Consider the following 25,228-nt stretch of genomic DNA (forward strand, 5'->3'; position numbering starts at 1 on the left):
GCTCACAAAAAAACAGGCCTGCAGCGCGGCATGCCTGTCTTATCCTATTTTTTGATGGAGCGTGTCCAAAATCCGCCATGGAACTGCTTCGGTTCTACAGTGATCACAAATGCCTTCGGGTCCAGTTCCAGAATGGTCTGGTACAGCAATTTCTGATTTTTCCGTTTCGCCAGAATCTCCATGACCAAACGATCCCCGTCACGTCCACTGCCTACCCAGGCCGTAACCCCATAACCTCTATCTCGCAGTGCATTAGCTACATTCCCGCCCATCTGATTACAGATCACTTTAACCGTAACATAACCGAGCGCAATCTTTTCTTCAATCCAGGCTCCGAGCAATACACCCAGGCCATAGCCTACGGCATAAACGATCAATGCAGACGGTTGGGTCAGGTACTTCAAGACCAAATTCAGCCCCAGTACATAAATGACGATCTCACCCATGCTGATGAGGGCTGCGATATATTTCTGTCCTTTGAGTGTCAGAATCATCCGAAGCGTATACGCCGACACGTACACGATTTGGATCAAAAAGATAAACAACAATATTTTAAGCAACGACAATCCCTCTTTCCTGGCATGCACAACGGCTGGGCCCACGATCCTGGCTGCGGTCCGTTTCCTGTACGTTTTTCCATATCTCCATCATTGGACATTATGCGAGCTTTTTAAACGGTTGAAAGCAAATCTCGGGGTTTTCCTGTCGAATGCCACGCTGGAATTGCCATTATAGAACCGTTTGTCCCGATTATCAACCCGACAGAAGACCCAGGGGCGAAACCTGGTTTTTGTGAATAGAATGAAGAGCAGTGAACGGAGAGCAAACGCTCAGACGACAAGAGGGGTACAAGGTGACATAAGGGGGAAGGGCCATGCTGCTATGGCAGGAAATGGAGCGCGAAGGCCTCGAAGAACTCGTGTTTTGTCATGATCCGCACAGTGGACTGCGGGCTGTCATTGCCATCCACAGCACCGTCCTTGGACCGGCACTGGGAGGCTGCCGCTGCTGGTCGTATGCTTCGGAGGAAGACGCTGTTCGTGATGCAATCAAGCTGGCCAAAGGCATGACTTACAAAAATGCCGTTTCCAACCTGCCGTATGGCGGCGGAAAAGCCGTGGTCTGGGAGGTACCAGCGGCAGAGCAAGTATCGGGCGTGGAGCCGTCTGGCAATAACAGCTTGAACCCAAGTCTATCTCAACGTGCGCATATCTTCCGCTCACTGGGACGCTTCCTGGAACGGCTGAATGGCCGCTATGTTACAGGCCTTGATCTGGGAACGACGGCAGCGGACATGGACCAGATCCGATTGGAAACCACCCATGTGACGGATACGACTGGGTCACTGGGGGCTCAAAATGACTTCACCGCCGAAATGACTGCCTACGGGGTGTATACAGGCATTGTGACCTCGCTGCAGCATCAGGGGGTCACTTCTCTTCAGGGCATTCCCATTGCCGTCCAAGGACTGGGCAAGGTCGGGCATGCCCTGTGCCGCCACCTGCATGCAGCCGGGGCACGGCTCATTGTGGCAGACGTTGTACCGGAACGTGTACAACGTGCCCTTATGCAGTTCAGCGGCACTACCCCGGCCGATCCGGCCCATATTCACGCCGCTGACTGCAAGGTGTTCGCCCCCTGTGCACTGGGGGGCGTGTTAACCCCGGCAACGGTGGAGGAGCTGCGCTGCTCCATCGTTGCCGGGGCGGCGAACAACCAGCTCAGCGAGCGGGAGCCGGTTGTTCGCCGCCTGCAGGCGCAGGGCATTATGTACGCGCCTGACTATGTGCTTAACGCAGGCGGCATCATCAGCACCGCCTACGAGCTGGAGGGTGAAGGGCCGGACGAGATCCGCCAGCGGGTGGCGGAAATCGCGGATACACTCACCCAGGTCTACCAACTAGCTGCTGCATCAAGCATCTCCACTGCTGATGCAGCAGACCTCATGGCTGAGGCCCGACTTGCTCAGCCATGAATTCCCCTTCCTCTTTCTTTACCGAATGATCTTCAAAGGCAAAAGGCCAACCTGGTTCAGATGAACGGGTTGGCCTTCGTTCTTACGGTGTACTACGTGCATTTTGTTCCTTGCCTGTTCCTTGCCTGCTCCCCACTCACGTCAAACCTGAACATGCACCCGCTTAACCCGGTATAACATGGTCCAGAGCAGCACATTGGCCACAATCAGAAGTCCTCCGAAGATCCAGATGCCTCCTGGCAGCGTACGAAAGAAAACATGGATCCCCCACAGCAGGGCAATCACCGGAAATGCCGCGAATACGAACCACCCATCACTTTGCTGGGCAATACTAAAGGACAGGGAGAACGGCGGCTTGCGCAATAACAGTTTGCTTGTTAACGTGATCAGCGCCGTACCCACCAGCAGGATCACCGCCAGATCAGGCAGAATGCGCAGCCCGAATGTCCAGGCGAACACAATGGCATTCAGCAGAAAAACAGGCAAGAACATATTGCACATAAATGCCTTCAGTGCACCCTTATAGAGCACATTTTCATTCGCAATCGGTGCAGCCCGGAAGGTCCAGAATGCCTTGTATTGGCCCGAATATTTCAGCATGATAATCACCGAAACCACAAGAATCAGCATGATGTACAGCGTATAAAAGAACGAGCCCTCTCTAAGCTCCGCCCATGTCGAGGACTGCAGCTGGGTGAACCAGAATACATAAGGCAGGACAAAGGATAATCCAATGGATGGATATACCTTCAGCTTGAATTCCCGCTCATTCCGCATCATGCTCGCTGACAGCCGGAAGCACGCCTGCTCCTCTCCGGAACGGCAGAACGCTCTGGCAACCGTGCGATCCCATGACCCTTTTCTTCGCCCCGAGGTCGATCCGGAATGGGCCATTTTCTCCAAATACAGTTCAAAGGAAGGCATCAGCTTCACATAGATAACCAAACTGATCATTGGAACAACAACAGCCAGCGCGCTGAAGGTATACAGCCATGCATTCCCACCACCACTGAACAGCCATTCATATACAGCTGCATACCACACGGGAGGAAGTAAGAGCTGCCACCAGGCTGGCATGAAGACCATGTCAAAATCAATGATACTGAATGACCGTGCAACGAGCTGATATCCAACAGCGATTCCAACGGATAACAAAATCTGTACCATGTTAATCATGTCTTTCAGCTTCTCTCCATCCAGAAACTTCATCATGAACAGGTAAACAAGAGAGGTGGTGACCAGAATGAACATATTGATCAGAATGAGTTCCGCAATGAATAACAGGAAGAATCCGATGCCATGTGTGATTAAGCCTGCAACCAGTGGTACGGCTGTCAGGGAACCTGTCAGCAGCAGCAAATACACTCCGGCATGAATAGCCCGGGCCATGCCAACCGTACGGGCATTCACCGGCTTGGTCATAATGATATTCCGATCCCGGATATCCAGCAGCACAGAGGAAAAGTCCGAGATCATGGATGTCATGATGATAAACATCAGCACAGCGGTGACCAGACCCATCTGAAGCATATAATGACCCGTATCCCAGACGACGAATGGCACCAGAAGCAAACCCATCAATCCGTACAACCAGAGGGACCGAAGATACAGGTTCCCTTCCTTCTGCTCCTTATTACCGCTTCGCGAAGACAATACAGTCGGTGCCCTCCGCTGATCCATCTGAAATTTCACTTTCAATATAAGCCGCAGTACATCATAATCCGCACCCATCTTCGTAATGATATGACGAAAATGATCCAGGATCTTCAGCGTACGGAATTCGGAGGCTTCCGCCATATCAATACACCTCCTGTACAATTGATACAAAGCGTTCAGCTATCGCCTTATGCTCATTAAAGCCCGTCAATTGGTTAAACACCTCTTCAAGCGTGCCTTCCCTGGACTGCTGCTGCAGCTGCCTGAATGTCCCGTCTGCCATCACTCTTCCTTCCGCAATGAGAATGATCCGGCTGCTGATCTTCTCGACCACATCCATGATGTGTGAGGAATAGAAGATGGTTGTCCCTTTGGCCGACAGCTGTGACAAAATCTCCTTGACCACCATCACGCTGTTGGCGTCGAGTCCACTGAGCGGTTCATCCAAAAACAACAGATCCGGATCATGCAGCAATGCTGAGATGAGCAGCACCTTCTGGCGCATCCCCTTCGAGAACGAGGCAATGCGGGAATGATAGGATCTCTCGAGTCCAAAGCAATCCATCAGCTGCTTTGCCTTGTAATCGGCATCCTCATAAGACAAACCATACAGTTCCCCAATGAAGGTCAGGTATTCTGCTGGCGTCAGTTGTTCATACAGCTCTGCAACTTCAGGTACATAACCGATTCTTCGTTTATATTCCGTATCCCCATCTGCGATATCCTTGCCAAAGATGCAAACCTTGCCCACATATCCTTCAACCAGTCCGAGCAGGATTTTGACCGTGGTGCTTTTGCCGGCTCCATTGGGACCGATATACCCGATCATCTCTCCCCGCTTCACCTCAAGATCAATTCCGTTCAGGACATAACGTCCGTTATAACGCATCCGCAAGCCTTCAATGGAAAGTACTTGTTCTTCGTTCACTTCGTTATCCAGCTCCTGTCTCTATCTATTTCTATAATTATACTAGTTTACCACAGTTTAGGATGCTGTGATCCGGAATGAACATCATAACTAACAACAGACCTTTAAGATAATGATGAAAAGACAGCAAAAAGGACGCTTCATATGAAGCGTCCTTTACCATGAGCATGCAGCTTTCAAGAGGTATTCTCTCAAGATGTAAGAGCATGCTATCTTGTATTTATTTTAATGGGTCTCTTAACGTTCTTTCATTAATCCTCGTCGTCAAAATCCTGGTCAAAGGACAGCACTTTACCTGTATTGGCATCCACATCAACATCTGCTTCGCCATCCGCAGTTCTGATTTCGATCTCATAGACATAACGTCCGTCATCATGATCAAGCTCAATTTCGGTTACTTTTCCACCTGTCACCTGTTTCAGGGCAATCGCAGAGGCTTGTGCTTCGGTCAATTTAACCTGTTTTGCAGCAGACTGGTTGGAAGAAGTACTTGTGGCAGAGCCATTGTAATTATAATCATCATCGTCGTCATAGTCTTCATCATCCACAACCGCCAGGATCTTGCCTGTGTAGGCATCCAGACGCACCACAACGTCATTGCTTCCTTTGCGGTCGATTTCAACTTCGTAGAACGTTTGGCCGTTTCTGCGCTCCAGATCAATGTCGTCCACTTTACCCTCAACCGCTTTTAATGCCGCTGCTTTGGCTTGCGCTCCGGTCAGCAATTTGCCAGTACTGCTCTGATCCTGTGTGACCGACTGCGAAGTCGATGATGGTGTGGTTTGTACCGACTGTCCGTTTACGCTGCTGCTCGCTGCTACCGCCGATCCTCCAAGAAGTACCGCTGCCGAAATGCTGCCAATCCATAGTTTGTGTTTGTTCATCATCATGTTTCATCTCCTCGTTGTTGTTCTCGATCTCGTCTACAGTTATAGAATAACCTGTGCGTATGAGAGATCAGCGAGAGTCAGATTAGAATTTGATGAGAAAATGAGACAAACATTCACAGCATCATTTCATTTCTATTGCTGAGGTTTTACTTAATCTTCTTCGTCTTCATCCCAGGTCACGGATCGGATCGCTCCGGATATCGCATTCACCTGCACGATAGCTTCCCTGCCATCCTCCAGATCAATCTCGACCAGGTAATAGGGATTCCCACTATTCGTTCCACGGAGCTCCGTGTCATCCACTTCCCCGGGAACTCTGGCAAGTGCCTTTTGCTCAGCTTCCTTCTCACTAAGAAACTGCGGAGTATCATTCTCTTTTCCCGGTTCCGATGCTGGAGCATCCAGCGTCTGGGAAGATTGCTTCTCCCCGTTATATGGATCAACCACCCACTGCTCTCGGCGATTATCCTTCATTTTCAATACGGCCAGATACACCGGACTTCCCTGCTGTTCCACCAGTTCCAGTGATACCAGCTGCTCATCCGTTTGCTTCCGCAACTCCGTCTTGATCTGCTCCCGGCTGAGCAGTGTTTTTTCTTCAGCCTGAGGATTGGATTCCAGCCGCTTAATGGCATTGACTGTAGCAGTTACCGCATCCAGCTGTACATCATATAGCCCTGTTTCGGATCGAAGCTGCATGATATACGTACCGTCCTTCAAAGTGGAATTCACAATTTCTCCAGGGTATTGTTCCAATACGGCCTGCGCTGCTGCATCTGCACTCAGCATCACACGGCTCGATTGCCATGGCTGCCACCAGCCTACGATTGCGACAAGCAGCACAGCCACAATACCCGCTCCCCACCATATCGGTCGCTTTGACCTTCCGCTCGGCTGCTGCTGTTCCCGTTTCATTTCCGGTGGTATCTGTGACTTTTCCAATCTGCCTCCCCCTTTCACACGTGCATCTGCTCCCGTGACACTCTTGGCATCAGTATACAAGAGAAGAATGAGAATTTCATGAGAACAGGGTTGTCTGAACGGATACTGGCAAAATAATTGAAGCTTCGGTCCCTACGCCTTCTGCACTCTTCAGTTCAACACGTGCCCCTATAGCCCCTGCGATGTCTTTCGCGAGAGATAATCCCAAGCCGGATCCACTTGCTCCGCCGCTGCGGGTCCTTGCCGGATCCACACGGTAAAAACGGTCAAATACTTTGGTTAGCTCTTCCTCCCGCATTCCAATCCCCGTATCAACGATGCATATCCGGCATTCCTGTCCTTTGGATTCCAGTCTGACTTCAATGGCATCCTCGCTATACTTGCGGGCATTGTCCAGCAGAATAAACAACATTTGCTTCAGCTTACTTTCATCACTGATCACCCAGATACCGCCCGGATCATCACAATGAACTTCCCGGTGATAGGCTTCCCGGAAGGCTCGAGTGGAATCCTGAGCCAGACGTGTGATATCAAGCCTTTGCAGCTGTACGTTCCATTGCTCTGGCTGCTTGGCCAGCAAGAGCAGCTGTTCGGTCATCTCCCGCATGCGAACAGATTCGGATAGTATGGCTTCAACAGCCTCATCGAACACCTCAGGTCGCTCCTTGCCCCGTCGCTGCAGCAGACTGGCATAACTCTCAATAATCGTCAGCGGCGTTTTAAGTTCATGCGAGGCATCCGATACGAAACGCTCCTGCCGCTCGAAGTTGGATTCCAGCAAATCCATCATGCGGTTGAACGTCTGCCCCATGGTACTCAGTTCATCCTTCGATTGGGCAGCCAGCGGAAGCCGCTTAAACTGGCCGCTTGACTGGATATCACTCATGGTACGTGTCATCTGCTGAATCGGCCTTGTCATCCGGTTCGCCAGAATTCGGCTGGAGATAATCGCAGGGATCAATGCGATAATCGTTACAGCGACCAAAACCGTACGCAGCACAGACAGGCCATTCTCGGTATCTGCGACACTTTCGGTGACTTGTACATTCACCACTTCACCATCAGGCCAGATTACTGGCACAGACACCCAGACATACTCCAGCTGTCCAACCCGGGTATACTCCGATTTCTTTTGGCTCTCGTACTTATAGGGCAATTTGCTTAGCATCTCGTTCAATTGAGGCTCTGTCGCTGTTGTTACCGGATCGGAACTGGTACCATCCTCATTGACAATGCGGAGCATTCCTTCCACTGGCGCATAGGCACGCAGCAGATCGTCCGGTGGAATGGATTCGGCAGAATCACGTACTCCCGTTACGATCGAGCCAGCCTCAGCTTCGACACGCTTGATCTCATTGGACATTGAAATTCGTTCAAATACGATATACACGGACAGGTTTACAGCGATGAGCAGTACTGCAAACAATACCGAGGAGTATCCATAAATTTTGCTCCGCAGACTCATGATTGCTCCTTCATAACGTATCCAACACCACGAACCGTATGTATTAAGGGTGGAGTGAACCCGTTATCTACCTTTTTGCGCACATAACGGATATACACATCCACCACATTGGTATCTCCATAATAATCGTAACCCCAAACGGCCTGTACAATCTGGTCACGACTCAATACCTGACGCTGATTCTGCAGCAGATACACGAGAAGATCGAACTCACGTGGAGTAAGCTCGATAGGTATTCCATCCCGGTATACCTCCCTTGTACCTTCATTCAACCTCAATCCTGCGGCAGTAAGCCAGCCTGTTTCTTCTTCAGTCATTTGGCTTGCTGAGTCTTGATTGGCAGGTCGTATTACCCCGGATGAAGAAGCTGCTGCGGCACTCAGCCGGAGCGCTGCCCGTACTCTGGCAAGCAGTTCTTCGATTCGAAAAGGTTTAGTAATGTAATCATTGGCACCGAGATCAAGTCCAGACACCTTGTCCTCGACTGAATCCTTCGCTGTCAGCATCAGGATGGGCACCATGGCATCTTTGGCACGAATTCGCCGCAACACCTCAATCCCGCTCAGACCTGGCAGCATGATATCCAACAGAATCAGATCCCACTGGCCGCCATGATACATTTCCAATCCTTCCGTACCGCTCCCTGCCTTCCCCACCTGATATCCCTCATACTGTAATTCAAGTTCAAGCAGGCGTGCGATTTTGGGTTCATCTTCAATCACCAGCACGGCTTCATTCATACAGAGTTCCCCCTCGTTCCATTCTCCCGATATCTTACAATAGAACTCTACAGTTTGCCCAATGCATCCTCTACAAGGTCGTCCCCGGCAATCAGGTCAAATGCCATTCGATATGTCTTCTCCTCTTGCAGAGATGCCGCGATAACTCGGGCCACATCCTCACGAGATATGCTTCCTGGTTTCAAGTCTGTCCCTACGGCGATTTTGCCTGTTCCTGGTTCGTTTTTCAAGCCACCAGGACGAATAATCGTATAATTCAGCTCGCTTGCAAACAGCGCACGATCGGCATAATGCTTCGCCACATAGTATGGTTTTATGGCATCCGACCATTTCTCCCGCTGATCTGCACCAAAAGCACTGATCAGAACATATCTGGAAATGCCCTGCTGCAGTGCGGCCTCCATTGTTTTTACAGCCCCGTCGAGATCAATAAGGAGTGTCTTGTCTGCACCTGTAGAACCACCGGACCCTGCCGTGAATACGACAGCATCATGATCCTTCATCGCTTCAGCCAGATCATTCACGCTGCCCTCCAGATCACCCATGACTACATTTGCACCCAGCTGTTTCAAAGCATCTGCCTGTTCCGGTTTGCGAATCATTGCCGTTACCTGATGCTTGCCTTCCTGGGCGAGCTGTTCCACAAGCATCTTGCCAATTTGTCCGTTTGCTCCAATAACCATTACATTCATATGTCATGCTCCTCTCGGTTAAACGGGTAACCCCGTGTAGTTTTATCCTTCTCTGGACTTGTCTTTAATTTAAACGAAAGCCGGCGCTTCTAAGCGCCGGCTGCTGTGATCCCATCCGTTTAGCGCATTGACAGCGCATAAATACTGTTTCCATATACATCTTAATATACCATACACCCTGTACTGTCTATACCTGACCCAGCTCATCCAGTTCTACAGCCCTTTCAACCTCACTTGCTCCCCTTAGCGTTTAACCCTGGCTAAAGCAACGCAAAAAGGGTGCCCCGAGGGGCACCCTTATATGGATGGCTACTAAATTAGTAAGCCAGTGCGAACAATCCGTGGATGTGAGACAGGTAACGAATGTTACTTGCTTCTTTCATCATGGTTGCTGGCAGACCTTTCAGACGAGTCTGGTTGCCACCGATCATGCCGACAGCATCCTTACGACCCAGACTTCCCAGTGTACCGGAGAATACTGGTGTGAAAGATTCCATTGCGCCACCTTTGAACATTACGCTCAGGTTGTGACCAATGGTTTCACCCATTTGCCAAGCCAGTTGTGCAGTTGGAGGATAAGGGCGAGCGCCTTCGCTAGGGAAGACCACTGCGCTGTCACCAGCAACGAACACATCTTTGTGGGATGTGGATTGCAGAACTTCCGTAACTTTAGCACGGCCGCGATCCACTTCAATTCCACTGTTAGCAACAACCGCATTACCTTGTACGCCACCTGTCCATACGAGTGTGTTCGTAGGGATGGAGCTGCCGTCTTTCAGCAATACTTCGTTTTCTTTCATCTCTGTGATCGCTACGCCAACGATGAATTTAACGCCACGTTTCTCGAGACTCGATTTTGCACGGTCAACCAATTCTGGCGGGAATCCTGCAAGAATGGATGGACCTGCTTCAACGGTATACAGGGAGATATCGTTGAAATCGATACCTTTTTCTTGGCATACGCCTGGCAGCAGGTCAGCGAATTCGCCGACAAGCTCGATACCAGTCAAACCGCCGCCACCAATAACAAACGTTGCGTCTGCTTTGTTGCCGGATTGTTTGTAAGCATCCAGACGTGCTTCAACGTGTGCACGAATGCGGTTAGCATCGCTAACGGATTTCAGCGTGAAGCTGTACTCCTGCAATCCCGGAATTCCGAAGAATGCCGTTTCGCTACCCAGGGCAACGACGAGTGCATCATAAGAGTAAGTAGAGCCGCTGGTCATCAGAACTTTTTTCTCGTCCGGCTTGATTGTATCCACCGTATCGATTTTCAAGTTCACGTTTTTACCACGCAGCAATTTTTCAAGCGGAAGAGCAACTGCCTTTTCAGCAATGCTTCCTGCTGCAAGACGGTGCAGTTCCGTAATAATTTGGTGCGTAGGGTAACGGTTCACGACTGTAATTGTCGCTTCTTCCGGTGTCAGGTATTGACGCGCAGTCAGCGCAGTCAAAAGACCACCGTAACCTCCGCCCAAGATCAAAATTTGCTTCGACATATCCATCCTCCGTTCTTCTAATCTTAACGTTGCTGTTGTTGACGCTCGTTCAGAATGCTCAGGAATGATTGAGCAAAACGCAGCGTTTGTTGTACGTTTGGATCTTTAAGCATTTTGAGCATAGCGAACAGACCAACCGAAGTTTGCTCTGCTTGCGCACGATCACTTGCTTCGATTGCAGCGGAAGCTACACCTTTGGCTTTGTCTACAACTGGTTTAGCGAATTCACCCATTGCGCTCATTGTGTCGCTGATCAGAACTTTGTCTGTAGCTACGCTTTGTGCAAAGTCATAAGCTTTGGTCATGGCAGTAACCATTTCAGCCAATTTAGGCAGGTTTTCAACCAGAACGGTCAGAGACTCCTGTACCTCAGGCTTCATCAGTTGATCGAGCACGTCCAAGGACTGGCGCTCGGAAACGTTGGCACCTTCTGTAACTGGCACCTCTTGTTGAGTAGGCGATTGTGACATAAGAGAAAGTCCTCCTTTACTTTGGGATAGAAGTCCGCGACTTTCATGATGCCTGTCAAGCAGAGCCGAACCACGAATACAAGGGATACATTGAAATGTACCAAATTTCACACAATAGAAAGAGCGAAGCCCAAGGGCCGCTCTCGGATCATGTATTGTATTGGGTCTATTGCGGACAACATGTGTTGACGCAAAACGACAAGCAGGCCGAAACCGAACTCTATACCCTTATATTACACCTCTTACACATGAACATGAAAAAGAAATTTTTTACACTTGTGAAGATATTGTGAACATTGTAACAAATCCGATTTTTTTGTCAAGCTTCGCGGTCGGAATGTAACCGCTTATCCTTTTGATCCAGATCTGCATTCCTACCACATGTGGTATTAAGACAAGATCACATACGTCCATATGTGCGAAAAAGTACATATAGAGGTTTTTTTCAGTCTTATTTTTAGGAAGTGTTTTCCAAAATCATGAATTCCATGCAACGAATTTGGTCACTATCGTTATTATGCAGCTTGTCTTGCTGGCTTATTCCCTATTCGCTCAATTCTTCCCGATGAGAATCTTGACCTTATTTCAGGCCCTTACGACAGCTTCTTCTGACAGACAAAGTTTAAAATTACAGGAACCCGGTTAATAAGGACTACACCAGAAATGAAGGAGATGTTCGATATGAGTAATTCAACTAGCGATAAAATCAAAGCAGGCGTGAATAAAGCAAAAGGCGAAGTGAAGGATCAGATCGGTAACGCAACAAACAACAGATCCCTTCAGGCTGAGGGTAAAAAGGACAAGGCGAAAGGCGCGGTTCAAGATAAAATTGCCGATGTAAAAGATCGCCACTAGGATCCGGTCTCATATGCTTCGCACGATCAAGTCGTGCACTATATACGTGATGATGTGGGCCCGTAGACATGCAGTTTGAACATGCCTGCACCTACGGGACAGAAAAAAGCCAAGGAAGGTGTTATTCCAATCACCCTTCCCTGGCTTTTTTTGATTGCAGTAAGTTGTATCAAATTGCTGGAGCCACATATCTAGCCATATCCACGATAAACTCATGACTTCCTCTCGATGTTTGATACTGTCTGCTGAATTGTCGCACCCAATCCGGATGCTCCTGATACCAGCGGTATGTCTTCTCCAGCCCCTGTTCCAATGTAATCTGCGGTTTCCATCCCAGCTCTTCTCTTAATTTGCCCGAATAAACGACTAAACTCGAACCTCTGGACTGGGTCGGTTCCTGATCCCGAATCTCCACATCACCTGTGGAGCGCTGCAGAGATTGCAGCAGCTCGCCAATCTCCTGCATTGTTGTGCCTTGTCCTGTCGAGATGTTATACGTATGCCGATCTTGTCCATGCAGCATAATCTGTTCAATGGCTTTTAGTGCATCATCGATATACAGAAAATCACGTACAGCAGATCCTTGAATATCCAGCCGCAAACCATCCATCATCCGGCCAAAATTGCGGGGAATGATTCGGTCAGGTAGCTGCCATGGCCCATACAGGTTGGTTAGGCGGAAGATTTTGACGGGGAGGTTGTAACATTGGGCATAGGAATGAGCCAGCGTCTCACAGGCTACTTTGGATGCCGAATAGGGTGATACGGGAGCATATACGTCTGATTCGGAGTACACTCTGCCAAACTCGCCTCCATAGACCTCTACCGAGGAGGCCAGTACAACCGGAATACGATGATTGGCTGCATACTGCAAAATGGCCTGCGTGCTTAGTGTGTTGTTACGAAACACTTCTCCTGGGTGATGGTAGGAATAATCCACATGCGGCATGGCTGCCAGGTGAATAATATAATCGGTTCCCTGGGGCAAGCTGAAGCGGTCTGAAGCGAGGTCACAACAAGTGAAGGTCATCTCATGCAGCGGGGAGCTGTGAACAAGTCTCTGACAATAGTCATCCCGGTCGATCAGAGTAATACGGTGGCCTTTTTGCGCTAAATAATGAGAAAGATTGAATCCCACAAATCCGGAAGCCCCTGTAATGACAATGTTCACCAAACCATTCCTCCTTGGATTTTACTCAGGCAGGCTCTTGAGGCGAGCGTATGTATTGAGTATAACCTCAAAATGATACGTTTTGTATCATTTTCCATTCATTTTTTATTTTTCTTTTTCCGTAGAGCAGACCGCTAATGAGGGTAATAAACAGTGAGGTGATGATAATGAATGAATCCAGAGATAATCTAGAGACCTTTTACTTCAAAGACGATGGCGTGATTCCCAACAACCCAAACTTGCCAGTACTGTTGTATAAGGGTGTATGGGCAAAAGACCCGTCCCGAGCAGAGTCGCTGCTCAACAGCAATAACTGGGGTAACAACTGGATTAATGGTGTGTTTGACTATCATCATTTTCATAGCAATGCCCATGAAGCACTAGCAGTGGTTAGCGGTTTCGTTCAACTGATTCTAGGCGGGGAAAAGGGACAAAGAGTTTATCTGCAAACGGGAGATATTGTTGTGCTTCCTGCAGGAACAGGACATAAGCGTCTAGAAGCCAGCTCTGATTTTCGTATAGCAGGTGCTTACCCTGGCGGCACAAGCTACAATACCCGTACAGGTGATCCGCGAGAACGTCCTGAAGTTCTCCGGGAGATTGGCGATGTGCCCATCCCTGAAACGGATCCAGTCTACGGGAACGAGGGACCATTGTTGGAATTATGGAATAAAGGCAAATAAGAGGGTGCCTGCATATGAGTGAACCAAAAAGAAAAACAGACTGTTAACGAGAAAAATCCATGTCCTCGATAACAGTCTGTTTAGCTTATGCACGTAACCGGATGCCGTAGAACCGCATTGCATGCGGCTTGCCTTCCATTTCAAGCAACCCTTGCAGCACCAGCTGGCGTATTCGGTACTCAATAAATCCATCCCCAACAAATTGATCATATGTGCCGAGCACTTCACCCACAATGCGGGCAGATTTTATATACTTCGCAGGCTCCCAATAAGCAGTAAGCTCTTTAACCTTCTCCATGATGTATTGATCCATGGCATCTTCGGAGAAGCTCTGGAGCGTGCCATCTTTTATTAATCTCAAGAGACCTGGCTTGACCGAAAGTTCTAACCATTCCTGCTCCAGTTGATGGCGCTCTTCTATAGACAGCGGCCCCTTTTCGGAGCAAGCTTGCCACATCTTAAGCAACTTCTCTGGACCAATCTCACCAGTATTCAAGATCGTGTATTCGACATCCTGTCTGTTAAATAGCTGCTGATACAAACCACTGGTCTCTATCACATAAATAGGTGATTTCCGGTTACGCAGTAAATGGATAGCGTATAGAAGCCCTGTTCTCTCATGTGCATTATTCGCATACCAGATGGTTATTCGGGTCTGTTCATCAATGGAACAGATCCTATCATTCAATTCATACAGTGAATCCAGACCATGTTCGGCATACTCTTGACGATCATTCAGGCTTAATCGCTCCATTAACCATAGATGCCTGCGATGCAAGTCAGCATTGCTCGTCAAATCCCCTAACGGACCAACGGCATAATAGTCGCTCATGGATATGAAACGCCTACCCTCACGCCCAGGGACGTTGGCCATCGCAATCTTCAGGCTGCCCAGCGAGGAATCTCCAATCGTGATATGAATTTCAGCGGGTCCATCCAATCCGCTAAGCTCCTGCTGTTCCATTTGACTGAAATCCATCGGCTTGTCCATATCCTTCAACAAGGTTAAGACGTTGTTTGCAAAATCCATAACCTCTCCTTGTTCCTTCTGCCACTGGACCACCTGTTCGGATTTTATATAGAGCAGGCGCATGAATGAGCGCAGCTCATGTTCATTCATGCGATTGATGTGCCGACTAAATGCAAAAACATCATTCACGATGTGAAGCCCCCTCGGATTGTTTTATATAAAACTGCACAACTTGGGCTGTTATACGACAGGCTTTTCATTTTCAGGAAGAAATGGAGTTCCCCGAAGGTTGATTGGATTCGTCCAGTTTCTCCTGTGCCGATGAACGGGTGAAGTGTCTCTCCAGCTTCCGACTGGCCCACAACGATACAGCGATAAACAGCAATACACCAATCCACCTTACAGGATGTTCGAGGAATTGAGCCACATTAGAGCCAATGTAGGTCACGCAGAATATCATGATGGCCTTACCGAATCCTACAGCCAGCAGGAAAGACATAAGTCTCATTCGGGCAATACCTGCCGCCACATTAATGATGACAAACGGTCCGACCGGAAAGATGCTCAGCAAAAATACATAACTGAAGGCATTCCGCCGAATCCATACCATGCTCCGCTGAACACGCGGTTTGCTGGACCATCGTTCCACGAAGGCAGATTTCCCAATCTCCCGGACCAGCAAGAAGGTCAGGGTACAACCCAGCACCATCCCAATCCACGAGTACAAAAATCCCGCCCATAGGCCGTACACCGCCCCATTAACTCCCACGATCAGCAGGGTCGGCAGCGGTGGCACAAAGGACTTCATAAAGGTAAGCAGTATACCTGGAAGCGGCCCCAGGGAACGAAACTGCTCCAGCCAATAACGAATATTCTCTTCCGTAATATAGGACATGATGTCCAGAGGTACCGGGGTCATGTGCATCCTTCCAATCTATTCAGTCTCCATCCGTTTACACCGCAATTCCTGTGCTCGAATGATCTGGGTACGGTTCATCTTCTTCTCACAGTATAACGTACGAATCCACTTCAAACCGTTGTTAATTTGAAGAAATATTCACAGATGAGACCAACATAACGAAAAGCACACCCTGACCTGTACAACAAGTCTTGGTGTGCTTTTCTATATTGGTATCCCTCTCCCTAACAGGAGAAGAAATAAACACAATTCTATTCCAGCTGCGCTTCCTGCAGCTGCAGTTCGTTCAGTTCCTCCTGATGAGCAGCATTCCATTCAGGTATACCGGACCGCATGAACTCGTCAGCATCCATCGCAGCTTTGGACTGGTTGCACAGATTGCAGGCACATACACAGTTTAACGGAGTTGTATGACCGCCTTTGGCCCGAGGCAGGAGATGATCGATCGTATCACCATATGATCCACAGAAGTAGCAGGTATACTGATCCCGGGTCATGATGTACCGTTTGAAATCCTTGTTGCTGAATAATCGGCGAATCGTGTACCGATTGACAACAACTGCCGCTTTTTCCTTGACCAGCGTGACCGCAAGCTCCATGTCAATCTCCTGATGCCAGCGGCGGCCTTTATCCGTCTTGCCACGCATGCGGACCATGCCCTGCCTGTTCGTACGGAGCGATGACGGATCTTCCGGATCAATGGCTGCCGGAACCGCCGGAGTCTGACGGCGCGGCCGGCCATCTGCGCCCGCGCTTCGGCTGCGGGCATGATGGGAATGGGGACGGTGCCCGGAAGTCGTTGTCCGGGCGCCGTCTTCACTCGCGGGCTTATGCGCACGTTCTTTGCGCATTGGCCGCGCCCTGCTCCCTTGCGGACCCTGTGGCCGCACGGGAGCAGACTCGGCTGTCCCGGCCGCAGCAGGAGCTGCCTGGCCCGGGTCCAGCCCTGGAGCAGCAGGCTGTGCACCTGCCGCCAAAGGCCCGTCGACCGTAGCGGCAGCGCCACGGTCGCTCGCTGGCACATCGGACTTGACCGCGATGCGGTCCGGTCCAGTGCCAGCGCCAGGCGGCGCCGAGCGTTTGCGGCGCCGCTTGCGCTTGCGCCCCGCTGCGACCTGCTGACCCGCAGCTGCTGTTCCTGCTGCCGGATCCTGCGGATCTTCCGGCAGCGAAGCCTCGCTGGCCGCCACAGCTGGCTGCGCAGCGGCCTGTTCAGCACGCACATTGGATATCGTGCGTCCACCAACCTTCGGATCACGATCTGTCTGGCCTGCGGCGCCTGATTCCGTGATCCGTTCAGACTGTTCAAGGCCTGGCTGTGCCTGCTGCCCTTTGGACTTTCGTCTCCGTCTTCTTTTCTTCCGATCACCTGATGGCTCCGAGGAAGCGGAAGATAGAGGTTCAGCTTGGCTGTGCTTTTTCTCAGAACCTTCATCCGATGTCTCCTGAATCACCCGTTGACTGGCTGCAGCACTCGATTCATTTGTAATCTTCTCCGTTCTTTGCATTCGCATGTGCAAGCTCTGACCCTGCTGCACCGGGATGTCGCTAACGTCAGCCTGTCCACTGCGCTGACGACAATGACGACAGGCCCCTCGTCTGGCACCGGGCCCTGCCCTCTTTCCGGTTCTGCGCCGAAATTCAGACAACGGACGCTGTTGCCCGCAATACATGCATACCTTGGTCTGTTGCGCTTCATGTTCCGTCATTTCCTGCCGGAAAGGGGCTGAGCCCGTCTCCATGTTGTCACCTCGGTTCCGTATGAATCCGGTTTCTTTCTATTGTATCACATCTGCTCGCGGACGCACTCATACCCCTGTGTCTGTGCCGGATAGCCATCTGTGCTGTACTCTGTTGTCTGTCCATTGCATTCATGAAGAATGTGCTCTACATATTCCAATATATCTTGCATCGGTTTCCCGCATTGTTCACATGTTTTCATTCATCTCACCTTAATCCTGTTCTGTAAGTCTCTGCATTTTTGATTTGTGTTCCGCCTTCTCATTACCCCTGGCAGCTCCAAAAGAAACATTCGTTCCCACATGATGCTCATTGATCGCATGAAAAAAACCGTTCCCCGCTCAACCCTAAGGTCGACCAAGAAACGGCTTATTATTCCTATAATGGCAATTAAATATTAACGAACATCGAGCTGGCCCGAATTGGACTGCGGGATGACCCGTGGTTTTGGTTTCGGCAGATTGCCGAAGATGACCCAGGCAAACGGAATGAACCTCGCAGTCAGCCCCACTACAATCCATGAAGCGAACAGCGCTACAGCAAAGCCTCCGGCATACCATAGGTGAACCAGCCAGGAGACCCCGGTTTGCGGCGGGAACTCCCGATACAACAGCAGGAAAAATGGATGGATCAGATAAATTCCGAAGGACAGTGCACCAAGTCGATTAAGCGGCTTGGCAATCAATGCAGGCCCCTTGCGATACAACAGGTATGCAATCTGAATCAGTACGAGCGCACAAGCAAAGGTATGCAAATTCCAGAAAAACTCATACCACAGTGTGTTATACGTGGCAATCTTCATACGAAGCAGGTAATAAATATATACATGTCCGAGTCCGGCAGCAATCCAGACGGCCCACAGCAGAATCCAGGATGCTGCGCGGCCTTTGGTCGCATTTTCACGGCTGATGACAAACCATTGCTTGATCTTTGGAAAATAGACCCCAATGAACGCTCCCAGCATGAAGTAGGAGAAGTATGAGAAGGCCCAGCTTCCCTTGTTCGGCACCTGGAAGCCGTATTTGTTACTTACGATAAATGCCCACTGGATCAGCAGCCCAATCGGTACAGACCACTTAACCACCGCAGGATACTTCTTCAACAGCCACAATACAAGCGGGAATAACAGATAGAATTGCATGTTGATGAATACAAAGTACAGATGCGTATACGCCTTACCCGTGAACAGTTTGGTAATGAAGCTGATGGCAGATTCACCAAACGGACGGCCTTGATAATGGGTGAAATGCAGAATAACAAAATAAAACAGGGAAAACAGGAAATACGGCAGCAAAATGTAAACGAATCTCTTTTTATAAAAATTGCTGACCAGTTTCTTGTCCAAGGGACGGGAATAATAGTTATAGAACAACACGAAGCTGCTCATGAAAATAAAAGTAGGCGTACCATATTTCATGAAGATATTAATAAAGTTATACAGCCAGTAGTAACCCGAACCCGTCATGTCCACCGTCGCATAAGACGTGGAATGCACACACAGCACGCCGATAATCGCCATGGCACGTACCAGGTTCAACTCCGGTATTCGCTCTCTTTTCAATGTCTCACTCATGTTTAGCGTTTCTCCTTAATGTGTTCGTCAATATGTCAGATATGACTTAGTACGATAAGCTCTCTATCTATTAAAAGGCATAATGCTTAAGATGGGTAGTCCATTTTCTTAACAATTCCTAAATTTTCAGTGGATTTCACACTATTTTCATGTCTATAAATGTAAAAAAGACCGCTATAATGCGGTCTTCGGGCAATGCTGCCTCAGCAGGATTTATTTCTGGTTCACTGGGATGAAACTGGTAAACTCGGGCTCCCTGTCTGTGTGAGCACACATCCTGAGGCACCCAATCAGGCCGGGATTGATCCATCCTGTCTCCTTCTAATCCTTCTGACGACTCGCCAGAATTTGTTTATAGACCTCTATAGCCGCCTGTCTGGATGCCTTCAGATCCACAATGGCACCCTCGCGTGGTTGATGGATATCCTTGCTGTGCAGATCCTTCAGATCAGGCAGCCATTTCCGGATATAATCTCCCTGCGGATCATACTTCTCCGACTGTGTTACCGGATTGTTAACCCGGAAATACGGAGCAGCATTCTCACCCAGTGATGCGCACCATAACCAGTTCCCCCGATTCTGAATGTTGTCATAATCCAGCAGCTTGCGTCTGAAGTAGGCCTCACCCAGGGGAAATGGGCACTGCAGGTTTTTGGTCAGGAACATCGCCGTCAGAATACGCAGTCGATTAGGCATGCGTCCCGTCTCATTCAGCTCGGTCATCGCAGCATCAATAATCGGTATTCCCGTCTCTGCCTTGCACCAGCGTTCGAAGTGATAATCACTTAACGGTGACAGATCGTATACCTTTTCGTATGTAAAATAATGACCCTCATATACTGCACGATACAGATAAAAGTCACGGAAGCACAGCTGTCTAATCCATTCATCCGGCTGTTCTGCCCGGTAAGCGGCATCGTACATCCTGCGGATCGAGATGGCTCCTACCGCCACATAGGAACTCAGATGGCTTGGTTCGTATGCTTCATATTCATCCCGGTGCTCCCCATACTCCGCGATACGTTCCTTCAGGAATGCATCGAGCAGTCCATAAGGCTCTTCTGCCCGCTCGACATCCATAAGTGCTGCGGGAACCCTGAATGAATCAGGAAACTCGATGGATAGCTTACTGATCTTAAGATCAGCTACCGTTAGTACCGAAGGAGGATTCGGGAATTCATTCATAAATTCCACCCAGCGCCGGTGGAAAGCAGCAAATACTTTATAAGGCTCCGATTTGCCTGTAAAGTCAGCGAACCGCGGAAGATCGATCAGCAGATGATCCGTCAGCTGTGTGAACTTGGCCTGGTATTGGTCAACAACCTTGCGTATGCTGCGATCCCTTTCGATCGCGTAAGGTGTCATATCCCGGTGAACTACCACTTCATCGATAATTTCTTCTGTGTGTCCCAATATGTAATCCACAACTTCTGATGGCTTGCCATGTGCCACATGCAGCAGCTTGCCTGCCTCCCGGTACTGTCTCGCAAGCCCGGCTGCATGCCTCAGAAAGTTGATGCCGCTGTGCTCCTTATCACGTCCTTGACGAAGCAAAAAGGGGTCGTAGATAAACAGGTGCAAACTCTCATCTTCCTGGTTCTGCAAATAATCAAAAGCGTGCAGATCCTCCGTACGCAAATCCTTGCGATGTATGAATAATTTCACTACAACCCTCCCGCCTGGCCTGTGCCTACTTCGCCGTTAGCTCCTGAAAGAGGCGGCTCGTTTCCGGTTCCGGCTGATGCCCCAAATCCTCCAAAAGTGTCTTGGCAAATGATGAATATACTTGGAGTATGGCTGATCCATCACCCATGGATGCATACACCCTCATCATTAATCGGCAAATCTCTTCAGCATAAGGCTCTCTTTCCTGTAAATCGAGTAACTGCTCGGTGGCATCCTTGCCGCGTCCATGCTTCATGTTCCAGTCAGCCAGGTCCATGACCAATTGTATATATTTGCGTTTCAGCTCACGGGCCTTTGATTGTGCCCAAGGGTAGTCATGCTCTTCAAGATAGTCCCCGCGATATAACAACATGATCTCCCGCAGCTCTTCCACATTGGTAGAAGTAACTTCTGCATATCCCGCTCCTAGTTCAAATTGCTCCACGTCACTCACCAGATTGCCCGGCAGCAAACGGTAACGATTCATGTTGTATTCCAATTTGCCTGTCATACTCCATTCCTTGAACAGTTTTCGGATCTGATATACGGATGTATGCAGATGAGTTAGCCCTTTTTCCAAGGTGACATCGGCCCATAATTTATCAAGCAGAATTTCTTTGCTTACCCATTCTCCACGATGGTGAAACAGAAAAGCGAATAACTCCTGGGATTTGGTCGTCCTCCATTTATGCTTGGTTGCCTCCGGTTTCAGGCTTCTGTAGATATCCAAATGTTTGAAGGTGAGCAATCCCGGTAACTGGATGTCATCCTCGGCAGCATTGGAAACGGGTTCCTTTACTTCAGCGGTTGCTGCCATTTCGGGCATAGCAGACTTCCAAGCAGCAATCCGGTCAATGGTTTTGCCCAATCTTGCCGAGCTTACCGGCTTCAGAACATAATCCAGTGCATGCAGTTCAAATGCTTCGACTGCATGATCAGCGTACGCTGTTACAAATATAATTCGAATGTTGTTATCCAGCTGCTGTATATACTCAGCCGCTTCCAGTCCGTTCATTTCTGGCATGCCAATATCCAGAAACACCACATCGACACGCTCTTTTGCCAGAAAATCCAGTCCATCACGAGCTGTTGAAAAACATTGCACGGGTGTAATCCGTCCGTCCGACAATAACAGGCGCTCCAGGTGGAGCTGCGCCGGCTTCTCGTCATCGATTACAATGGCTCTCACTGTTCTTCCAGCCTCCTGCCCTTACTTATTCTTCTTCGTTCTATATCAAAGGAATTACTGAATAAACTTCATCAACTTATTAGTCTGTTAACCATTATGATCGGTCACGGCACAATTCTGGGATAATTAACCTCTGGGCAGAGGAATACGGAAACGAATTTTCGTCCCTTTGCCCACATGGCTTTGAATATTCAATCCCTCGCCATATAAGGACACTAAACGCCGGTTGATATTTTGCAGGCCCACGCCTCCCGGTCCTTCCGTCCTTCCCGAATGAACCTGGGCCAAACGCTCCGCAGGGATGCCCACCCCATTATCTTCAACCTGGACGATGATACGATCGTCTTCTCTGACAATTTTCAGAGTCACGGTTCCACCCGCGGCCCGCTCCATCACACCATGACGAATGGCATTTTCAACGAGTGGCTGAATGCTGAGCGGCGGCACATAGATCCGAACGTCCGGTTCCACTTCATAGTTGACCACCAGCCGTTCTTCAAACCGGGCCTGTTCCAGATGTACATAGGACTCCACCAGCTCAAGTTCCTTGGTCAGCGGTACCAGCTGATCCCGGTTCTGAAAGTCGAAGCTCCCACGCAGATAGTGACTCAGCTCAATCAATAGATCTGTCGCTTTGTCCGGGTTAACGGCACAAGTAGCGATAATGACATTAAGCGCGTTATATAAAAAGTGGGGTTTGATCTGCGCCTGCAAAAAAGCCATCTCTGTGCGAATGGCGCCTTGAACGGAGGCCCGCATTTCAATCAGGGTTCGCACCCTAGCACGAAGCTCCCCCGCATCGACCGGCTTGCTTAGGAAATCATTGGCACCAGCCTGGAAACCCAACCTGATATCCTCAGGCAATCCACGCGCCGTCAGCATCAGGATAGGCAGTTCGGACAGGGAATTACGCTCACGCAGTTTGCGGCATAATTCAATTCCGGACATCTGAGGCATCATCCAGTCGGTAATCACCAAGTCGATTCCCGGGTATTGTTCTCGCATTTTCAAGGCGGCAGCACCACTATCAGCAGAAATGACCCGGTATCGCTCTGTTGATAACAGATTGTACAATACCTGCAGATTTACCGGATCGTCATCTACAATCAGAATCGTATGCTTTGCTGCGGGGCCTTCTTCTGATTCATCGAGTTCTGTAGGAAACCCTCCAGATGAATTAGCACGCTCGGCAGGCACGTAGCTCGCTGCAGTCGGTCTGGAAACCGTATGAAGCAGCGGCGTTTTGGCAATTGGCAGGGTGAAGTGAAAAATAGACCCCCGACCCGGTTCTGACTGGACCCAAATCATGCCTCCGCCCAGCTCTACAAGTTTACGCGAAATACTGAGACCAAGCCCTGTCCCGCCGTTAATTCGTTCACTTGTACCATTCTCCTGCTCATAGGACTGGAATATATCCTCCAGCTTCTCTGGAGCAATACCAACCCCGGTATCCGCCACAGACATTCGGATCTGATCCCCCTGCACAATCGCATATAGCCGTATCTCGCCTTGCTGCGTGTACTTGTATGCATTGCCAATCAGATTATAGAGAATCTGCCGTAACCGATCCTCATCTGCTTCGACCAGTGGCAGGGATGGAGGCCAGTCCTGTATTAACACAATAGGCTTATCCCCGAAGGTAAATCCCGAAACTTCAACCACTGTGCGGGCAACGGACTCCAGATCCACCGCCTCCCGCTTCAGCTCGATCTCACTATTCTTGAGCTTGGCGAAATCCAGAATGTCATTGACCAGCAGTGAAAGCCTCTTACCGGTAGACGTGATCATGGACAGGTTTCTGGCCTGCTTCGGCGTCACAGCCCCTGCCGCTCCTTCCAGCATGGACTGGGCAATATTAATGATGCCATGCAGCGGGGTCCTCAGTTCATGCGACGTATTGGCCATGAATTCATCCTTCAGGTTATCGATCACAAGCAAACGTTCGGATAATGCCTCAACTTCACGAAAGGACTGCGCGAAGCGGATTGCCGTAAGAATCATCTGAGCAAAAACAAATAACAATAGCTCATACAGGGCGAGAAAGGCCGTATCCTGCGTCGTAAATGCGCCGATGGTATACAGAATAACGACCATGAGGATGCTCATCATGCTGATCAGCACATAATGGCTGTCATTGGGCCTCTTTTTCAACCAATAAAACATCGCTCGAAGAGTGTATACAATGACGCTAAGCGATACCATCAGCATTAGAGGCTCCAGTTGCGAGAATAGAACCGGAGACAAGGTCAGGCCAATAGTGCATTGCAGAATCACCAGCGTAATTCCCAGACGTACGTACCATTTGTGAATTGCACCCGGAACAAGCGCATCCATATAGCGAAGCAAATAGTAGTAGGCCAGTGCTGAACTTATTAATTGAAGCCTTAAAATTTCAGTATTCGGTAGAAACGGTACAAAGGTGCCCAGCAGTTTCTCCCCATGCGTCAGTGCATACATGGCACCGGAGAGACTGAATAAGCCCAGGTAGCGAAGTTCCTTCTCACTCCGGCGCAGCCTGAACAGCAGTAGGAAAAACGCTGCAGGGAGGATAAATCCGAAAAGGGTCATCAGATCCTTGAGCCAGTCCCACTGCTGGCTGTACAGAATGCTATGTTCATCTCCAAATAACAGTGAAGCTACGATTCCTCCGGAAGAGTATGTATAGTTGGAAACTTGAATGATGATATCTGCACGGTCTCCCTCAATCGAGGTAAACCCGGTGAACGGCAAATTGTACTGGAGGTCCGTTTCCCTTGTTTCGCCAGGCAGTCCCTTGCCTCCGATCTCTTTGCCATCTATAAAAATACGGTGTGCCATACGAATATTCTGTGTACGAATGCCATAGTCATTCTTCTCGAAGCTGGGCCTGAGTTTGACACGAAGGTGATATGTTCCATAGCCATGGGCTTCACCCATCGTCTTATTCCACCTGGCCGGGACTTGAATAGCTGTAGGTGGCCCAATTGGCTTGCGTCCGGACACATCCGCCTCAAAATCAACCGGGGTTAATAATTGGTTCGGGTAGAAGTCCCAGACTCCGTCCAATGTGGCTGCACCCTTTTTGGTGAAATCCCATGTGGTCAAATCGATTAGGCCTTGTTTAACGACCGGATTCCCGCGCTCAGATACAATACTCTGCACAATCCACCCTACGGGAAAGACAACAATACAAATGAAACTAATCGTCAGCATAATCCAGTGCTTTT

The 25,228-nt window shown here is 49.4% G+C and carries 21 protein-coding genes and 1 pseudogene; 3 read left to right on the plus strand and 19 right to left on the minus strand.

Annotated elements, in window-relative coordinates:
* Window positions 1-44: 44 nt before the first annotated feature.
* Complete coding sequence (locus tag CHH60_RS16660; RefSeq protein ID WP_095290851.1) at window positions 45-560, minus strand: DUF2179 domain-containing protein; 516 nt, start codon at window positions 558-560, stop codon at window positions 45-47.
* 314 nt (window positions 561-874) lie between these two features.
* On the opposite strand from CHH60_RS16660, the gene CHH60_RS16665 reads away from it, so the two are divergent.
* Window positions 875-1,975, plus strand: a complete 1,101-nt coding sequence (locus tag CHH60_RS16665) for a Leu/Phe/Val dehydrogenase (RefSeq protein WP_095360173.1) — start codon at window positions 875-877, stop codon at window positions 1,973-1,975.
* A gap of 141 nt (window positions 1,976-2,116) precedes the next feature.
* Here CHH60_RS16665 and CHH60_RS16670 read toward each other — a convergent pair whose 3' ends face one another.
* From CHH60_RS16670 to CHH60_RS16710, 9 genes are all read right to left on the minus strand, one after another.
* The gene (locus CHH60_RS16670) at window positions 2,117-3,772 is read right to left on the minus strand and encodes a hypothetical protein (RefSeq protein WP_095360174.1); all 1,656 of its coding nucleotides are present in this window, start codon (window positions 3,770-3,772) and stop codon (window positions 2,117-2,119) included.
* 1 nt (window position 3,773) lies between these two features.
* Window positions 3,774-4,559 (minus strand): ABC transporter ATP-binding protein, encoded by a 786-nt coding sequence (locus CHH60_RS16675; RefSeq protein WP_095360175.1) that lies wholly within the window; start codon window positions 4,557-4,559, stop codon window positions 3,774-3,776.
* Between the two features lie 251 nt (window positions 4,560-4,810).
* The gene (locus tag CHH60_RS16680; RefSeq protein WP_095360176.1) at window positions 4,811-5,449 is read right to left on the minus strand and encodes a PepSY domain-containing protein; all 639 of its coding nucleotides are present in this window, start codon (window positions 5,447-5,449) and stop codon (window positions 4,811-4,813) included.
* Window positions 5,450-5,599: 150 nt separating this feature from the next.
* Window positions 5,600-6,391 carry a PepSY domain-containing protein gene (locus CHH60_RS16685; protein WP_141236960.1) on the minus strand — a complete coding sequence of 264 codons (792 nt, stop codon included), beginning with the start codon at window positions 6,389-6,391 and terminating at the stop codon, window positions 5,600-5,602.
* Window positions 6,392-6,467: 76 nt separating this feature from the next.
* Window positions 6,468-7,856, minus strand: coding sequence for a sensor histidine kinase (locus CHH60_RS16690; protein ID WP_095360177.1), 1,389 nt, complete (start codon window positions 7,854-7,856; stop codon window positions 6,468-6,470).
* The gene (locus CHH60_RS16695; protein WP_095360178.1) at window positions 7,853-8,596 is read right to left on the minus strand and encodes a response regulator transcription factor; all 744 of its coding nucleotides are present in this window, start codon (window positions 8,594-8,596) and stop codon (window positions 7,853-7,855) included. Before CHH60_RS16695 ends, CHH60_RS16690 begins: the two co-directional genes overlap by 4 nt.
* A gap of 47 nt (window positions 8,597-8,643) precedes the next feature.
* Window positions 8,644-9,288, minus strand: a complete 645-nt coding sequence (locus tag CHH60_RS16700; protein WP_095360179.1) for an SDR family oxidoreductase — start codon at window positions 9,286-9,288, stop codon at window positions 8,644-8,646.
* Between the two features lie 317 nt (window positions 9,289-9,605).
* Window positions 9,606-10,787: an NAD(P)/FAD-dependent oxidoreductase gene (locus CHH60_RS16705; RefSeq protein ID WP_095360180.1), complete on the minus strand. Its 1,182-nt coding sequence runs from the start codon at window positions 10,785-10,787 to the stop codon at window positions 9,606-9,608.
* Window positions 10,788-10,810: 23 nt separating this feature from the next.
* On the minus strand, window positions 10,811-11,257 hold the full coding sequence (locus tag CHH60_RS16710) for a DUF1641 domain-containing protein (RefSeq protein WP_095290826.1): 447 nt from the start codon (window positions 11,255-11,257) through the stop codon (window positions 10,811-10,813).
* Between the two features lie 681 nt (window positions 11,258-11,938).
* Here CHH60_RS16710 and CHH60_RS16720 point away from each other — a divergent pair.
* Window positions 11,939-12,112 (plus strand): CsbD family protein, encoded by a 174-nt coding sequence (locus tag CHH60_RS16720; RefSeq protein WP_082704104.1) that lies wholly within the window; start codon window positions 11,939-11,941, stop codon window positions 12,110-12,112.
* A 169-nt stretch (window positions 12,113-12,281) separates the two neighbouring features.
* Here the strand turns inward: CHH60_RS16720 and CHH60_RS16725 are convergent, their stop codons facing one another.
* Complete coding sequence (locus tag CHH60_RS16725; protein ID WP_176476093.1) at window positions 12,282-13,283, minus strand: NAD-dependent epimerase/dehydratase family protein; 1,002 nt, start codon at window positions 13,281-13,283, stop codon at window positions 12,282-12,284.
* A gap of 167 nt (window positions 13,284-13,450) precedes the next feature.
* Here CHH60_RS16725 and CHH60_RS16730 point away from each other — a divergent pair, with 167 nt between their 5' ends.
* On the plus strand, window positions 13,451-13,966 hold the full coding sequence (locus CHH60_RS16730) for a cupin domain-containing protein (protein ID WP_095360182.1): 516 nt from the start codon (window positions 13,451-13,453) through the stop codon (window positions 13,964-13,966).
* Between the two features lie 85 nt (window positions 13,967-14,051).
* Here CHH60_RS16730 and CHH60_RS16735 read toward each other — a convergent pair whose 3' ends face one another.
* The 8 genes and pseudogenes from CHH60_RS16735 to CHH60_RS16765 all read right to left on the minus strand — a co-directional run bounded on the left by CHH60_RS16735 (window position 14,052) and on the right by CHH60_RS16765 (window position 25,214).
* Window positions 14,052-15,125 carry a DUF1835 domain-containing protein gene (locus CHH60_RS16735; protein ID WP_095360183.1) on the minus strand — a complete coding sequence of 358 codons (1,074 nt, stop codon included), beginning with the start codon at window positions 15,123-15,125 and terminating at the stop codon, window positions 14,052-14,054.
* Between the two features lie 73 nt (window positions 15,126-15,198).
* Window positions 15,199-15,855 (minus strand): TVP38/TMEM64 family protein, encoded by a 657-nt coding sequence (locus CHH60_RS16740; RefSeq protein WP_095360184.1) that lies wholly within the window; start codon window positions 15,853-15,855, stop codon window positions 15,199-15,201.
* A 251-nt stretch (window positions 15,856-16,106) separates the two neighbouring features.
* A pseudogene (locus CHH60_RS16745) lies at window positions 16,107-16,544 on the minus strand (HNH endonuclease); the annotation flags it as partial.
* 1,097 nt (window positions 16,545-17,641) lie between these two features.
* On the minus strand, window positions 17,642-17,767 hold the full coding sequence (locus CHH60_RS30270) for a hypothetical protein (protein ID WP_255247963.1): 126 nt from the start codon (window positions 17,765-17,767) through the stop codon (window positions 17,642-17,644).
* 225 nt (window positions 17,768-17,992) lie between these two features.
* Complete coding sequence (locus tag CHH60_RS16750) at window positions 17,993-19,168, minus strand: acyltransferase (RefSeq protein ID WP_095360185.1); 1,176 nt, start codon at window positions 19,166-19,168, stop codon at window positions 17,993-17,995.
* A 321-nt stretch (window positions 19,169-19,489) separates the two neighbouring features.
* Window positions 19,490-20,833, minus strand: coding sequence for a cryptochrome/photolyase family protein (locus CHH60_RS16755; RefSeq protein WP_095360186.1), 1,344 nt, complete (start codon window positions 20,831-20,833; stop codon window positions 19,490-19,492).
* Window positions 20,834-20,858: 25 nt separating this feature from the next.
* Entirely contained in the window at window positions 20,859-22,022 is a 1,164-nt protein-coding gene (locus tag CHH60_RS16760) for a response regulator (protein ID WP_095360187.1), read from the minus strand.
* 126 nt (window positions 22,023-22,148) lie between these two features.
* On the minus strand, window positions 22,149-25,214 hold the full coding sequence (locus tag CHH60_RS16765; protein ID WP_255247964.1) for an ATP-binding protein: 3,066 nt from the start codon (window positions 25,212-25,214) through the stop codon (window positions 22,149-22,151).
* Between the last annotated feature and the right edge of the window lie 14 nt (window positions 25,215-25,228).

Source organism: Paenibacillus sp. 7523-1 (assembly GCF_002276415.1).
Lineage (GTDB): Bacteria > Bacillota > Bacilli > Paenibacillales > Paenibacillaceae > Paenibacillus > Paenibacillus illinoisensis_A.